Origin of the sequence: Streptomyces kunmingensis (assembly GCF_039533535.1) — a bacterium.
GTDB lineage: Bacteria > Actinomycetota > Actinomycetes > Streptomycetales > Streptomycetaceae > Streptomyces > Streptomyces kunmingensis.
Genome location: NZ_BAAATS010000002.1, coordinates 286,372 through 300,343 on the forward strand (window position 1 = coordinate 286,372; position 13,972 = coordinate 300,343).

A 13,972-nucleotide genomic window follows, 5' to 3' on the forward strand; every position below is an offset into this window, starting at 1 on the left:
CCGTGGGGCTCATGACTGCACCTCCGCGGCCTCGGCGGGCGCCGGGCCGATCTTCACCAGGTCGCCGGGAACGGCACCGGTGTCCGAAGCGACGCCGCCGCCCGCGGAGTTGAGCGGCAGCCACACCACGCGGTCCGGCATCTCCGTGACCTGGAGAGGCAGTGCGACCACACCCCCGGGGCCGGTGACCGCCAGCAGATCGCCGTGTTTCACACCCGACTCGGCGGCCGTGGCGGCGGACACACGCGCGTGGGCGGCGTGCCGCGTACCGGCGAGCGCCTCGTCGCCGTCCTGGAGGCGGCCCTGGTCCAGCAGCAGCCGGTGCCCGGCGAGAACGGCCTCGCCCGCCGCCGGGCGCGGCACCGGGGCGCCGGTCTCCAGCGGTTCGGTGGCGTGCGGCCCGTCCCAGTTGCCGAGGCGGTCCAGCTCGCCGCGCGCGGCCCGCAGATCGGGCAGCCCCAGGTGGACGTCCATGGCGTCGGCCAGCATCTGCAGCACGCGCGCGTCCGTGGGCGCGACGCGGCGCGTCATCTGGTCGGGCTTGAGCGCCGCCTCGAACATCCGGACCCGGCCCTCCCAGTTGAGGAACGTGCCCGCCTTCTCGGCGACCGCGGCCACCGGAAGCACGACGTCCGCGTGTTCGGTGACCTCACTGGGCCGCTGCTCCAGGGAGACCAGGAACCCGACCTCGTGAAGCGCTTCACGCGCGCGTGCCGGGTTCGGCAGATCGGCGATCTCGACGCCCGCCACGACCAGGGACCGCAGCTCGCCGCTGATCGCGGACTCGATGATCTGGCCGGTGTCCCGCCCGAAGCGGTGCGGCAGTTCGGCCACTCCCCAGGCGGCGGCGACCTCGTCCCGCGCGCGCGGGTCGGTCGCCGGACGGCCGCCCGGCAGCAGCGACGGCAGCGCGCCCGCCTCGACAGCGCCGCGCTCGCCGGCCCGCCGCGGGATCCACACCAGCTCGGCGCCGGTAGCGGACGCGGCCCGTACGGCGGCGGTGAGTCCCCCCGCGACGGCCGCGAGCCGTTCGCCGACGACGAGCACCGCGCCTTCGGTGCGCAGCGCCTCCGCGGCGGCCCCGCCGCCTTCCTCCAGGCCGACGCCGGAGGCGAGCGCGTCCAGCCACTCGGTCTCGGTGCCGGGCGCGGCGGGCAGCAGCGTGCCGCCCGCCTTCTCCAGGCCACGCGTCGCATACGTGGCGAGCGAGAAGACCTTCTGCCCGTGGTTGCGCCAGGCCTTGCGGAGCTTGAGGAAGACGCCGGGCGCCTCCTCCTCCGACTCGAAGCCGACGAGCAGCACCGCGGGCGCCTTCTCCAGCTTCTTGTACGTGACTCCGCTGCCGTCCAGATCACGGCCGCGGCCCGCGACCCGTGCGGCCAGGAAGTCGGCCTCCTCGCTGCTGTGCACGCGCGCGCGGAAGTCGATGTCGTTCGTGGCGAGGGCGACGCGCGCGAACTTGCTGTACGCGTAGGCGTCCTCGACGGTCAGCCGGCCCCCGGTGAGGACACCGGCGCGGCCGCGCGCCGTCTCGAGCCCGCGCGCGGCGGTCTCCAGCGCCTCGGGCCAGGACGCCGCCCGCAGCTCACCGGTCTCGGCGTCGCGCACCAGGGGCGTCGTCAGCCGGTCCGGCTTCTGCGCGTACCGGAAGCCGAACCTGCCCTTGTCGCAGATCCACTCCTCGTTGACCTCGGGCTCGTTCGCCGCGAGGCGGCGCATCACCTTGCCGCGCCGGTGGTCGGTACGGGTCGCGCAGCCCCCGGCGCAGTGCTCGCACACCGACGGCGACGACACCAGGTCGAAGGGCCGGGAACGGAAACGGTACGCCGCCGAGGTCAGCGCGCCGACCGGGCAGATCTGGATGGTGTTCCCGGAGAAGTACGACTCGAAGGGGTCGCCCTCGCCCGTGCCGACCTGCTGAAGCGCGCCGCGCTCGATCAGCTCGATCATCGGGTCGCCCGCGATCTGGTTCGAGAACCGGGTGCAGCGCGCGCACAGCACGCACCGCTCACGGTCGAGCAGCACCTGCGTGGAGATCGGTACCGGCTTCTCGTAGGTGCGCTTCCTGCCCTCGAAGCGTGATTCGGCCTGGCCGTGCGACATCGCCTGGTTCTGCAGCGGGCACTCGCCGCCCTTGTCGCAGACCGGGCAGTCCAGCGGGTGGTTGATGAGCAGCAGCTCCATCACGCCGTGCTGCGCCTTCTCGGCGACGGGCGAGGAGAGCTGGCTCTTGACCACCATGCCGTCGGTGCAGGTGATGGTGCAGGACGCCATCGGCTTGCGCTGGCCCTCCACCTCCACGATGCACTGGCGGCAGGCGCCGGCCGGGTCGAGGAGCGGATGGTCGCAGAACCGGGGGATCTCGATGCCGAGCTGTTCGGCGGCCCGGATGACCAGGGTGCCCTTGGGCACGCTGACCTCGATGCCGTCGATGGTCAGCGAGACGAGGTCCTCGGGCGGAACGGCCGCCTCGCCGCCCCCGGAGGGAGCGTTGGTGGTCACAGTCACGCGTTCACCTCCGTGCGGTGTTGGTCGGACCCATCCGCCCAGAGCGTCGAGCGGGCCGGGTCGAAGGGGCAGCCCTTGCCCGTGATGTGCTGCTCGTACTCCGCGCGGAAGTACTTGAGCGAGGAGAAGATCGGCGATGCGGCGCCGTCACCGAGGGCGCAGAACGACTTGCCGTTGATGTTGTCGGCGATGTCGTTCAGCTTGTCGAGGTCGTCCAGGGAGCCCTTGCCGGCCTCGATGTCGCGCAGCAACTGCACGAGCCAGTACGTCCCTTCGCGGCACGGGGTGCACTTGCCGCAGGACTCGTGGGCGTAGAACTCGGTCCACCTGGTGACCGCCCGGACCACGCAGGTCGTCTCGTCGAAGCACTGGAGCGCTTTGGTGCCGAGCATCGATCCGGCGGCGCCGACACCCTCGTAGTCGAGGGGCACGTCGAGGTGCTCCTCGGTGAACATCGGGGTCGAACTGCCGCCCGGGGTCCAGAACTTGAGGCGGTGACCCGGTCGGATGCCGCCGCTCATGTCGAGGAGCTGGCGCAGCGTGATGCCGAGCGGGGCCTCGTACTGGCCGGGCGAGACGACGTGGCCGCTGAGCGAGTAGAGCGTGAAGCCGGGCGACTTCTCGCTGCCCATCGACTTGAACCAGTCCTTGCCCCGATGAAGGATCGCGGGAACCGACGCGATGGACTCGACGTTGTTCACCACAGTGGGGCACGCGTAGAGGCCCGCGACGGCAGGGAAGGGAGGACGCAGTCGCGGCTGGCCACGCCGGCCCTCGAGCGAGTCCAGGAGTGCGGTCTCCTCACCACAGATGTACGCGCCCGCGCCGGCGTGCACCGTGAGTTCAAGGTTGAGACCGGACCCGAGGACGTTCTGCCCGAGATACCCCGCGGCGTAGGCCTCGCGCACGGCCTCGTGCAAGCGCCGCAGTACGGGGACCACTTCACCGCGCAAGTAGATGAACGCGTGCTCGGAACGGATCGCGTAACAGGCGATCACGATGCCCTCGATGAGGCTATGCGGGTTCGCGAAGAGGAGCGGGATGTCCTTGCAGGTCCCCGGCTCCGATTCGTCGGCGTTGACAACTAGATAGTGCGGTTTGCCGTCTCCCTGCGGGATGAACTGCCACTTCATCCCGGTCGGGAACCCGGCGCCACCACGCCCGCGAAGCCCCGCGTCCTTCACATAGGCGATGAGATCGTCCGGCTCCATCGCGAGGGCCTTGCGCAGTCCCTCGTATCCGTCGTGCCGGCGGTACACATCCAAAGACCAGGACTTGTCCTCGTCCCAGAAGGCGGAAAGGACCGGTGCGAGTACCTTCTCCGGGCTGGTGTCGTTGTTCTCGATCTCGGCTGCCAAGGTCATCACTCCCCCTCCTCGGCGGCAGGACCCGCTGGGTGGGACGGGTCGGAGGCCGATGTGGACTGCGGCGCGTCGTGCGAGCTCAGGTGCTCGCCGGGTGACGGCTCGTGCGGTGCATCGCCGTCGACGACCTCCGTGCGCGGGTGGACCACGCGCGCGGGCGGCGTCTCGCCCTTGGCGAGCCGGAGTCCGATCAGGGACGCCGGTCCGGCGCTGCCGCTCGCCTCGACGGCGCCCTCGCGCTCGTCGGGGAAGCCGGCCAGGATGCGCGCCGTCTCCTTGAACGTGCACAAGGGGGCGCCGCGCGTCGGTGACACCTGCGCTCCTGCGCGCAGGTCGTCGACGAGGCGCTTGGCGGACTCGGGCGTCTGGTTGTCGAAGAACTCCCAGTTGACCATCACCACGGGGGCGAAGTCGCAGGCCGCGTTGCACTCGATGTGCTCGAGCGTGATCTTGCCGTCGTCGGTGGTGCCTCCGTTGCCGACGGCGAGGTGCTCCTGGAGCGACTCGAAGATGGCGTCGCCGCCCATGACGGCGCACAGGGTGTTGGTGCAGACGCCGACCTGGTAGTCGCCGCTGGGGGCCCTCCGGTACATCGTGTAGAAGGTCGCGACGGCGGTGACCTCGGCGGTGGTCAGGTCGAGCATGTCCGCGCAGAACTGCATTCCGGTGCGCGTGACATGGCCCTCCTCCGCCTGGACGAGGTGGAGCAGCGGGAGGAGCGCCGAGCGGGAGCCGGGGTAGCGGGAGATGATCTCCTTCGCGTCCGTCTCGAGCCGGGCCCGGACGTCGTCCGGGTAGGCGGGCGCGGGCAGTTGGGGCATGCCCAGGCTGACGCCCTGCCCAGAAGGATCTGTGGAAGCGGTGGTCACCGGTCGACGCCTCCCATCACGGGGTCGATGGATGCGACGGCGACGATGACGTCGGCGACCTGGCCGCCCTCGCACATCGCCGCCATCGCCTGAAGGTTGGTGAAGGACGGGTCGCGGAAGTGGACCCGGAAGGGGCGGGTGCCGCCGTCGGAGACGACGTGCACGCCCAGCTCGCCCTTGGGTGACTCCACGGCGCTGTACGCCTGCCCCGGCGGGACGCGGAAGCCCTCGGTCACCAGCTTGAAGTGGTGGATGAGGGCCTCCATGGAGGTGCCCATGATGTTCTTGATGTGGTCGAGCGAGTTACCGAGTCCGTCCGGGCCGAGGGCCAGCTGGGCGGGCCAGGCGATCTTCTTGTCGCCGACCATGACCGGGCCCGGGGCGAGCCGGTCCAGGCACTGCTCGACGATGTGCAGCGACTGGCGCATCTCCTCCAGGCGGACCAGGAAGCGGCCGTAGGAGTCGCAGGTGTCGGCGGTCGGGATCTCGAAGTCGTAGTTCTCGTATCCGCAGTACGGGTCCGTCTTGCGCAGGTCGTGCGGCAGGCCGGCGGAGCGCAGGATCGGTCCGGTGGCGCCGAGGGCCATGCAGCCCGCGAGGTCGAGGTGGCCGACGTCCTGCATACGGGCCTTGAAGATGGGGTTCCCGGTGGCGAGCTTGTCGTACTCGGGAAGGTTCTTCTTCATCTTCTTCACGAACTCGCGGAGCTGGTCCACCGCGCCGGGCGGCAGGTCCTGGGCGAGTCCGCCGGGCCGGATGTACGCGTGGTTCATGCGCAGGCCGGTGATCAACTCGTAGATATCGAGAATGAGTTCACGATCACGAAAGCCGTAGATCATGATCGTCGTCGCGCCGAGTTCCATACCGCCGGTGGCGATGCAGACCAGGTGCGAGGACATCCGGTTCAGCTCCATGAGCAGGACCCGGATGATGCTCGCCCGGTCGGGGATCTCGTCCTCGATGCCGAGGAGCTTCTCGACGGCGAGACAGTAGGCCGTCTCGTTGAAGAACGGCGTCAGGTAGTCCATGCGCGTCACGAACGTGGTGCCCTGCGTCCACGTGCGGTACTCGAGGTTCTTCTCGATGCCCGTGTGCAGATAGCCGATGCCGCAACGGGCCTCGGTGACCGTCTCGCCGTCGATCTCCAGGATCAGGCGCAGCACGCCGTGCGTGGACGGGTGCTGGGGGCCCATGTTGACGATGATGCGCTCGTCGTCGGACTTGACCGCGGACTGGACGACCTCGTCCCAGTCGCCGCCGGTGACCGTATATACGGAGCCTTCGGTGGTGGCGCGCGCGGTTGCGTGGGGAGTGGTCATCAGCTGTACGACCTCCGCTGGTCCGGAGCCGGGATCTGGGCGCCCTTGTACTCGACGGGGATGCCGCCGAGGGGATAGTCCTTGCGCTGCGGGAAGCCCTGCCAGTCGTCCGGCATCATGATCCGCGTCAGCGCGGGGTGGCCGTCGAAGACGATGCCGAAGAAGTCGTACGCCTCGCGCTCGTGCCAGTCGTTGGTCGGATAGACGGTGACCAGGGACGGGACGTGCGGGTCCGTGTCGGGCATCAAGACTTCGAGACGGATCAGCCGGCCGTGGGTGAGCGACCGCAGGTGGTAGACGGCGTGCAGCTCGCGGCCCTTGTCCTCCGGGTAGTGGACACCGCTCACCCCGGTGCAGAGCTCGAAGCGCAGGGCCGGGTCGTCGCGCAGGGTCTGGGCGACGCGGACCAGGTGCTCGCGCTCGATGTGGAAGGTGAGCTCGCCGCGGTCGACGACCGTCTTGCCGATGGCGTTGTCGGGGAGGAGGCCCTGCTCTTCCAGGGCGCCCTCCAGCTCGTCGGCGACCTCGTCAAACCAACCGCCGTAGGGGCGAACGGTTTCGCCGGGCAGCCGGACCGAGCGGACGAGTCCGCCGTAGCCGGAGGTGTCGCCGCCGTTGTTGGCGCCGAACATGCCGCGCTGGACGCGGATCTCCTCGCCCTGGTCGCCGCGCTGTCCCGGGAGATTGGCGGCACTGAGGTCCTTCTCGGGGTTGGCCCCGTCGTTCTGCGCGTCACTCACCGCAGCAGCCCCTTCATCTCGATCGTCGGAAGCGCCTTGAGTGCCGCTTCCTCCGCCTCGCGGGCCGCCTCCTCGGCGTTCACGCCGAGCTTGGAGGACTGGATCTTCTGATGGAGCTTGAGAATCGCGTCCATCAGCATCTCGGGCCGGGGCGGGCAGCCGGGCAGATAGATGTCGACCGGGACGACGTGGTCGACGCCCTGCACGATCGCGTAGTTGTTGAACATGCCGCCGGACGAGGCGCAGACCCCCATGGAGATGACCCACTTGGGGTTGGGCATCTGGTCGTAGACCTGGCGCAGGACGGGCGCCATCTTCTGGCTCACCCGGCCCGCGACGATCATCAGGTCCGCCTGGCGGGGTGATCCGCGGAACACCTCCATGCCGAACCGCGCCAGGTCGTAGCGGCCCGCGCCCGTCGTCATCATCTCGATGGCGCAGCAGGCGAGGCCGAACGTGGCGGGAAAGACGGACGACTTGCGCACCCAGCCCGCGGCCTGCTCGACGGTGGTCAGCAGGAATCCGCTCGGCAGCTTTTCTTCGAGTCCCATTGCTCTGTGGCTCCCGGTCTCCCCTAAACGGGGCTCAGTCCCATTCCAGGCCGCCGCGCCGCCATACGTACGCGTACGCGACGAAGACGGTGAGCACGAAGAGCAGCATCTCTACGAGCCCGAAAACCCCCAGGGCGTCGAAGGTGACGGCCCAGGGGTAGAGGAAGACGATCTCGATGTCGAAGACGATGAAGAGCATCGCCGTCAGGTAGTACTTGATGGGGAAGCGCCCGCCACCGGCCGGCGTCGGGGTCGGCTCGATCCCGCACTCATAAGCCTCTTGCTTGGCCCTGTTGTACCGCTTTGGACCGATAAGCGTGGCCATGAGTACGGAGAAGATCGCAAAGCCTGCCCCGAGGGCTCCCAGTACGAGGATGGGCGCATACGCGTTCACCGCTCCCCGCTCCTCTCAGTCGGCACTGACTGCTGGCGTTTGCAAGGGCCCGCGCCCCCGCCCCTCCCGTAAACGATCGAAGATCGCTTACATGTGAAGCAGGTCACAAGCCCAACTTGCCCCGCATACTATGCCCGCCACTCTGTGATCTGCGACACGGGGTGCGCCAACTACTTTGTGATCTCCACCACCTGACGAAGGATCATGAAGTCGGATGAGCGGTGATCTTCACACTCGAAGCGCCTGAGTGATCACCAGTGGTGACAACTTGCCTCGTCATCGCTGGTGGGAGCCACGTCGCACTATCAAGAGGTGGGTCATGCGGGCAAATTGGTGCTGGACGCGAGTGGCTGATAATGGATGCCGTTCACACATCAGAGGGAGAGGTGTGGACGGAAGTGGACGCGAGGGCGACCCCTAGGGGTCGCATGTGACCTGCATCACGCATCATGGATCGTTGCGGAAACCGGGCTTGGCCAACGGTGTCAACGAGTGGTAGGCGTCGGGCAATTCGGACGAATTGCGAAAACAGCGTGATCACAGCCTCGATCAAGGCTGTCCGTATTGCCCTTTACGGCGTCAATAAGGGCCGCCGCGCCCGGGATTCACGCCGCAGCTTCACAACTGTGGCGCACCACACGTTTCTTGATGGGAACCGTGAAGCCCTGATAGCGGTTGTACTCATGTCCCACACCGCTCACATACCCAGCCACCGGAAGCCCCGCCGCAGCGCCTCGAAGATGGCCCTGCGTGCCGGAGTCACCGGTGGCGTACTCAGCACCCTCGCCGTGGCTGGTGCGTCCGGTGCGGCGAACGCTGCCGAGCCCGTGACGCAGACGCTCGAACTGCCCACGCTCACCACCGACCTGTCCTCCCAGGTGGCCCAGTCCGCGGCCGCCACCCAGCAGGCCGCGGCCAACTACCAGCTGCAGGCCGAGCGCGACGAGGCGTTCGCCAAGGCCGCCGACCAGGCCAAGAAGGACCAGGTCGCCGCCGAGAAGAAGGCGGAGGCCAAGAAGAAGGCCGAGGCCGCCGCCAAGGAGAAGGCCGAGCGCGAAGCCGCCCAGCAGGCCGCCTCCCGCTCCAGCGAGCGCACGACGCTGTCCACCGCCACCACCACCGCGGCCGCCCCGGCCAGCGGCTCCGTCGGCGCCGTCATCGGCTTCCTTCAGGCCCAGGTCGGCGACGCGTACGTGATGGGCGGCACGGGCCCCAACTCGTGGGACTGCTCCGGCCTCGTCCAGGCCGCGTTCAAGCAGGCCGGCGTGGACCTGCCGCGCACCTCCCAGGAGCAGTCGACCTTCGGCACCTCGGTCTCCCTGTCCAACCTCGCGGTCGGCGACATCCTGTACTGGGGCGGCGCGGGCTCGGCGTACCACGTCGGCGTCTACATCGGTAACGGCCAGTACCTGGACGCCGCCAACCCCTCCAAGGGCGTCGTCATCCAGGACCTGTCGGGCTACCCGGCGAGCGGTGCGGTCCGCGCCCTGTAAAAGGCTCTGCCCTGTAAAAGGCTCTGCCCTGCAAAAGGCCTCTGCCCTGTAAAGGGCCTCTGTACGTACGGCGAAGGCCGCCGCACCCCGGGATGGGGCGCGGCGGCCTTCTCGTGTCGTGTACGCGGCGTCAGGCGGCCCTGCGGCGCATGACGAGGACGACGGCCGCACCGAGCCCCAGGACGACGACGGCGATGCCGCCGATGAGCAGCATGCCGCCGGCGCCGGTCAGCGCGAGTCCGCCGCCCGAACCGGAGCCCTGGTCGCCCGAGTCCCCGCCGGACGAGCCGGAGTTACCGGACGTACCGGAAGAACCAGACGTATCGCCGCCCGCGCTCGGCGACGGGCTCGCGGAGGCGCCTCCGTCGGACGAGCCGCCCGCGGACTGACCGTCGTCGGTGCCGTTGAGCACGATCCAGGCGGTGTTGTTGGACTGCTCAGGCTCGTTCGGGTTCTCCCAGGTCGGCAGCGCCACCTTGCCCTTGGCGCCCTTCACGACCTTGTCGATCCGCAGCTCGAAGGGGAACGTCAGCTCGGCGTCCTCCAGGAGCGGCGTGGACACCCAGCACAGGTAGCCCTTCACACCCTCCTCGATCGTGGTGGAGTTGCAACGGTCCGCAGCCTTGGTGACCGTCGCGCCCTCGGGCACCTCGACCGTGAAGGCGATCGGCTCGCCGCCGGAGCGCAGCGCGCTGAGCCAGCCCGGGCCGTCGTTGCGGAACCCGATCTCCGCCTTCACCGTGGAGCCGGCCGCGCCCTTCGCGGAGGCGCCGGTCAGGACCAGGTCGTAGGTGGTGGTGCTGGGCAGGTCCAGTTCGGCGTAGCGCGTGTAGTCGGCCGGGGCGGTGCCCGTGGCCTCCTTCAGCGTCAGGGGCGCGCCGGTGCCGGGCGTGTAGCCGTCACCGTCGAGAAGCGCCTTCGCCTTGGCGGGGGCGACCGCGGAGAAGCCGTAGTTGACGATGTCGTAGAGCGCGAAGTCGGCCGTCTTCACCTTCAGCGGCTCGGCGAGGGCGTAGGCCTTGCCCGCCTCGTAGGTGCCGGGGAAGGTGCAGATCGCGTCCGTGCCCCGGCGCAGCAGCGGGCCGTCGGTGGTCGCCTTGTACGCGCAGTTGCCGTAGCTGTCCGGGAAGCTCAGCCCGCGCGAGCCGTGGAAGCGCAGCACGGCGCCGTCGGCGGCCATGCCGCCCACGTTGCGGAAGCCCACCGGTGCCTCGTACGTGTCACCGGCCTTGAAGCCCTTCGGCTCGGCCAGCTTGTGACCGAGGAACTCCGGGCCGCCGACCAGCACGTCGGTGGTCAGCGGGGTGAAGTCGACGCCCTCGCCCTCACCGGTGACCTTGATGGAGCCGAAGTCCCCGGCCGCGCTCTCGCTGTTGACGTCGAGGCGGATGCCGCCGAGCCGGTTGTAGTCCTCGCCCGCGTTGATCTCGTAGCCCGCGCACTCGGCGGTCAGACCGCTCGCCTCGCAGGGCAGCTTCACCTTGGCGACGCCCTTGAGCCCGGTGGCATCGATCTTGATCTTGTAGTCGCCCTGGTGGACGACGGGGATCACGCCGTCGTCGCCCGGCTCGTCGCTGCCCGGCGCCGCGAGCCGCAGGGTGACCTGGGGCTCGGTCGCGTCGCCGTTGTCGCCCTGCAGGGACAGATCGACGCGGTTCTCGCCGGTGATCGCCACCGTCAGCGGGGCGTCGTCGGCGGCGAGGGCGGGCGCGGCGGCCGCGAGCCCGCCGCCGGACAGTGCCACGGCCGCGGCGAGCCCGAGGGCCGCTCGGAAGGCGGAGCTGCGCATCTGACGTCTCATCAACGCTCTCTCGTAGTCGGAGGGGGTGTGCCGGTTCACGGCACACCCCCTCCGACTACGCACCCGGGCCGAACGTTGCCCTCGGACGCGTCACAGGATCATCACAGGTCTCACGCGCACACATCGACGCCCACTTCTCGAAGTGGGCGCCGATACAAGGCAGTCGGGCTCAGTCCTGCGGGGCCAGCTCCCCCATCGCGCCCCAGCCCTCGTTCGGGATGTCGGCGTTGATGATCTCGGGGGTGGAGGCGATGAGCGGGGCCATGGCCTCGAGTCCGGCCTTGAAGTGGTCGGAGGCGACGTGCACGGCGCCCGCGTCACCGTCGCGGAAGCCCTCCAGGAGGACGAACTGGTTCGGGTTGTCGACACTGCGCGACCAGTCGAAGAAGAGGTTGCCCTCCTCGGCGCGGGTCGCCTCGGTGAACGCGGCGGTCTTCTTCAGCCAGGTATCGGCGTGCTCGGGGCGGGCGGTGAACTTCACGGCGATGAAAATCATGGCTCCACCCTGCCCCGATCCCCCCATACCGGCCAAGTCGGGAAGGCGTCAGGCCTTCGGCGCGACCTTGCTCAGGCCGTTGATGATGCGGTCCATGGCGTCGCCGCCCGTCGGGTCGGTGAGGTTCGCCAGCATCTTCAGCGTGAACTTCATCAGGATCGGGTGGGTAAGGCCGCGCTGCGTCGCGATCTTCATGATCTTCGGGTTGCCGATCACCTTCACGAAGGCGCGGCCCAGCGTGTAGTAACCCCCGTAGGTCTCCTTGAGGATCTTCGGGTAGTTCTGCAGCGCCAGTTCGCGCTGGGCGGGGGTGGCGCGCGCATGGGCCTGCACGATGACGTCGGCGGCGATCTGCCCCGACTCCATGGCGTACGCGATGCCCTCGCCGTTGAACGGGTTGACCAGACCGCCCGCGTCACCGACCAGGAGCAGCCCCTTGGTGTAGTGCGGCTGCCGGTTGAAGGCCATCGGCAGGGCGGCGCCGCGGATCGGCATCGTCATGTTCTCCGGCGTGTAGCCCCAGTCCGCCGGCATCGACGCGCACCAGGCCTTGAGGACCTCGCGCCAGTCCAGCTCCTTGAACGCCTTCGAGGAGTTGAGGATGCCGAGGCCCACGTTCGACGTACCGTCGCCCATGCCGAAGATCCAGCCGTAGCCGGGAAGCAGGCGGTCCTCGCCGGGGCCGCGCCGGTCCCACAGCTCCAGCCAGGACTCCAGGTAGTCGTCGTCGTGGCGGGGCGAGGTGAAGTACGTACGCACCGCGACACCCATCGGACGGTCCTCGCGCCGGTGCAGGCCCATGGCGAGGGAGAGCCGCGTCGAGTTGCCGTCGGCCGCGACGACGAGCGGGGCGTGGAAGGTGACCTCGGTCTTCTCCTCGCCGAGCTTGGCGTGCACGCCGGTGATGTGGCCGGTGCGGTCGTCGACGATCGGCGCGCCGACATTGCACCGCTCGTACAGCCGCGCGCCCGCCTTCTGCGCCTGGCGCGCGAGCTGCTCGTCGAAGTCGTCGCGCTTGCGGACCAGGCCGTAGTCCGGGTAGCTGGCCAGATCCGGCCAGTCCAGCTGGAGACGGACACCGCCGCCGATGATGCGCAGGCCCTTGTTGCGCAGCCAGCCCGCCTCTTCGGAGATGTCGATGCCCATGGAGACGAGCTGCTTCGTGGCGCGGGGCGTCAGACCGTCACCGCAGACCTTCTCGCGCGGGAACGCGGTCTTCTCCAGGAGCAGGACGTCGAGCCCCGCCTTCGCGAGGTAGTAGGCGGTCGTCGAACCGGCAGGACCGGCTCCGACGACGATCACGTCTGCGCTGTACTCGGAGAGGGTCTTGGGTTCGGTCACTGCGGGTTCTCCCCAAGGCTCGAAAAGAGTGTGCCGTGCGGCACGGACATGGGCAGTCTATTCAGCGGTACCGATCACCCAGCCGAAGGGCCAGCCCATGAGTCGAGTCCTGCCCGCCGTGGATCTGCGCGTCCCCACCCACGAGGACGCCTTCGCCTGGCACCGGGTCTTCGACGACCCCGACGTCATGGAGTTCCACGGGGGTGCCTCGGCCGAGCTGTCCGTGTACGAGGAACTGACCGCGCGCCAGCGCCGGCACGACGCCGAGCGCGGCTTCTGCCTGTGGACGATGACCGACGGGGACCGCCAGGTCATCGGGTTCACCGGCGCGCAGCCGTGGGACCGCCCGTGGGGCCCGACCGGCGAGATCGAGATCGGCTGGCGGCTCGGCCGCGCGCACTGGGGCCAGGGGTACGCCACGGCCGCCGCCCGCGCGACCCTGGAGCGAGTCCGGGAGGCGGGCATCACCAGCGTCGTCGCGATGGTCGACGCGCTCAACGAACGCTCGATCGCGGTGACGCGGCGCCTCGGCATGGAGCGCACGGAGACGTTCGTGACACCGTCCGGGCGCCAAGGGCACTGCTTCAGACTGGAGTTGTAGGGGCGGCGGACGGCTTCCGGCTCGAGTGGTGGGGGCGGTGGCCCGCGTCGGGGCGTTTCGCGCCGCGCCCCGCGGGGCTACCCTTCCGGTACCTCCTGGGGGTGACGTCCGTGCACATACCACCCGAGAACCCCGAGTACGCCGAAGGCCTGCCGGAAGTCCGGGTTCCGAAACTGGTCGGTCTGATGGCGGTGGACGCGCGCGACACGGCCGAGACGCACGGCGTGCGACTCACGACCCCCGACCGGCCCGACCACCCGCTGCCGACCGTCGACCACGTGGTGCGCCAGTACCCGCCGCCCGGCGCCGAGGTGCCCCGGGACGCGGCGGTCACGATCTGGTTCGACCTCGGCGAGGACGAGGGCGGCGGAGGGGGCGCGGGCGTGCGCGTGCCCCGCGAGCCGGGCCCGCGGGGCGGTGGCATCCGCCGCGAACTGGACGAACCGGCCGAGCCGTTCAGCCCGTGTCCGTTCAGCCCGTAGTCGTCCGGTCCGT

General features: G+C 69.5%; 13 protein-coding genes. 3 read left to right on the plus strand and 10 right to left on the minus strand.

Annotated elements, in window-relative coordinates:
• Positions 1-9: 9 nt before the first annotated feature.
• From ABD366_RS03395 to ABD366_RS03425, 7 genes are read right to left on the minus strand one after another with little or no spacing between them, the layout of a single operon-like run.
• Positions 10-2,508 (minus strand): NADH-quinone oxidoreductase subunit G, encoded by a 2,499-nt coding sequence (locus ABD366_RS03395; RefSeq protein ID WP_324776345.1) that lies wholly within the window; start codon positions 2,506-2,508, stop codon positions 10-12.
• A complete protein-coding gene (gene nuoF / locus ABD366_RS03400; protein WP_324776343.1) occupies positions 2,505-3,872 on the minus strand; it encodes an NADH-quinone oxidoreductase subunit NuoF in 1,368 nt (455 codons plus the stop codon). Before nuoF ends, ABD366_RS03395 begins: the two co-directional genes overlap by 4 nt.
• A complete protein-coding gene (gene nuoE, locus ABD366_RS03405; protein WP_324776477.1) occupies positions 3,872-4,693 on the minus strand; it encodes an NADH-quinone oxidoreductase subunit NuoE in 822 nt (273 codons plus the stop codon). Before nuoE ends, nuoF begins: the two co-directional genes overlap by 1 nt.
• Positions 4,694-4,737: 44 nt before the next feature.
• Positions 4,738-6,060, minus strand: coding sequence for an NADH-quinone oxidoreductase subunit D (locus tag ABD366_RS03410; protein ID WP_324776341.1), 1,323 nt, complete (start codon positions 6,058-6,060; stop codon positions 4,738-4,740).
• Positions 6,060-6,800: an NADH-quinone oxidoreductase subunit C gene (locus tag ABD366_RS03415; RefSeq protein WP_324776339.1), complete on the minus strand. Its 741-nt coding sequence runs from the start codon at positions 6,798-6,800 to the stop codon at positions 6,060-6,062. The genes ABD366_RS03410 and ABD366_RS03415 overlap by 1 nt, the downstream gene beginning before the upstream one ends.
• Positions 6,797-7,351 (minus strand): NuoB/complex I 20 kDa subunit family protein, encoded by a 555-nt coding sequence (locus ABD366_RS03420; RefSeq protein WP_006133126.1) that lies wholly within the window; start codon positions 7,349-7,351, stop codon positions 6,797-6,799. Before ABD366_RS03420 ends, ABD366_RS03415 begins: the two co-directional genes overlap by 4 nt.
• A gap of 34 nt (positions 7,352-7,385) precedes the next feature.
• Positions 7,386-7,745: an NADH-quinone oxidoreductase subunit A gene (locus ABD366_RS03425; protein ID WP_324776336.1), complete on the minus strand. Its 360-nt coding sequence runs from the start codon at positions 7,743-7,745 to the stop codon at positions 7,386-7,388.
• Positions 7,746-8,428: 683 nt separating this feature from the next.
• Here ABD366_RS03425 and ABD366_RS03430 point away from each other — a divergent pair.
• A complete protein-coding gene (locus ABD366_RS03430; RefSeq protein ID WP_324776334.1) occupies positions 8,429-9,238 on the plus strand; it encodes a C40 family peptidase in 810 nt (269 codons plus the stop codon).
• Positions 9,239-9,368: 130 nt separating this feature from the next.
• Here ABD366_RS03430 and ABD366_RS03435 read toward each other — a convergent pair whose 3' ends face one another.
• The 3 genes from ABD366_RS03435 to ABD366_RS03445 form a co-directional block, all read right to left on the minus strand.
• Positions 9,369-11,027, minus strand: a complete 1,659-nt coding sequence (locus tag ABD366_RS03435; protein WP_324776332.1) for a hypothetical protein — start codon at positions 11,025-11,027, stop codon at positions 9,369-9,371.
• A gap of 181 nt (positions 11,028-11,208) precedes the next feature.
• Positions 11,209-11,535, minus strand: coding sequence for a putative quinol monooxygenase (locus ABD366_RS03440; protein ID WP_324776325.1), 327 nt, complete (start codon positions 11,533-11,535; stop codon positions 11,209-11,211).
• A 48-nt stretch (positions 11,536-11,583) separates the two neighbouring features.
• Entirely contained in the window at positions 11,584-12,876 is a 1,293-nt protein-coding gene (locus ABD366_RS03445; protein WP_324776321.1) for a geranylgeranyl reductase family protein, read from the minus strand.
• 97 nt (positions 12,877-12,973) lie between these two features.
• Between ABD366_RS03445 and ABD366_RS03450 the strand changes: the two genes are divergently transcribed.
• Complete coding sequence (locus ABD366_RS03450) at positions 12,974-13,477, plus strand: GNAT family N-acetyltransferase (RefSeq protein ID WP_324776319.1); 504 nt, start codon at positions 12,974-12,976, stop codon at positions 13,475-13,477.
• A gap of 110 nt (positions 13,478-13,587) precedes the next feature.
• Positions 13,588-13,959, plus strand: coding sequence for a PASTA domain-containing protein (locus ABD366_RS03455; protein ID WP_411293894.1), 372 nt, complete (start codon positions 13,588-13,590; stop codon positions 13,957-13,959).
• Positions 13,960-13,972: the final 13 nt, after the last annotated feature.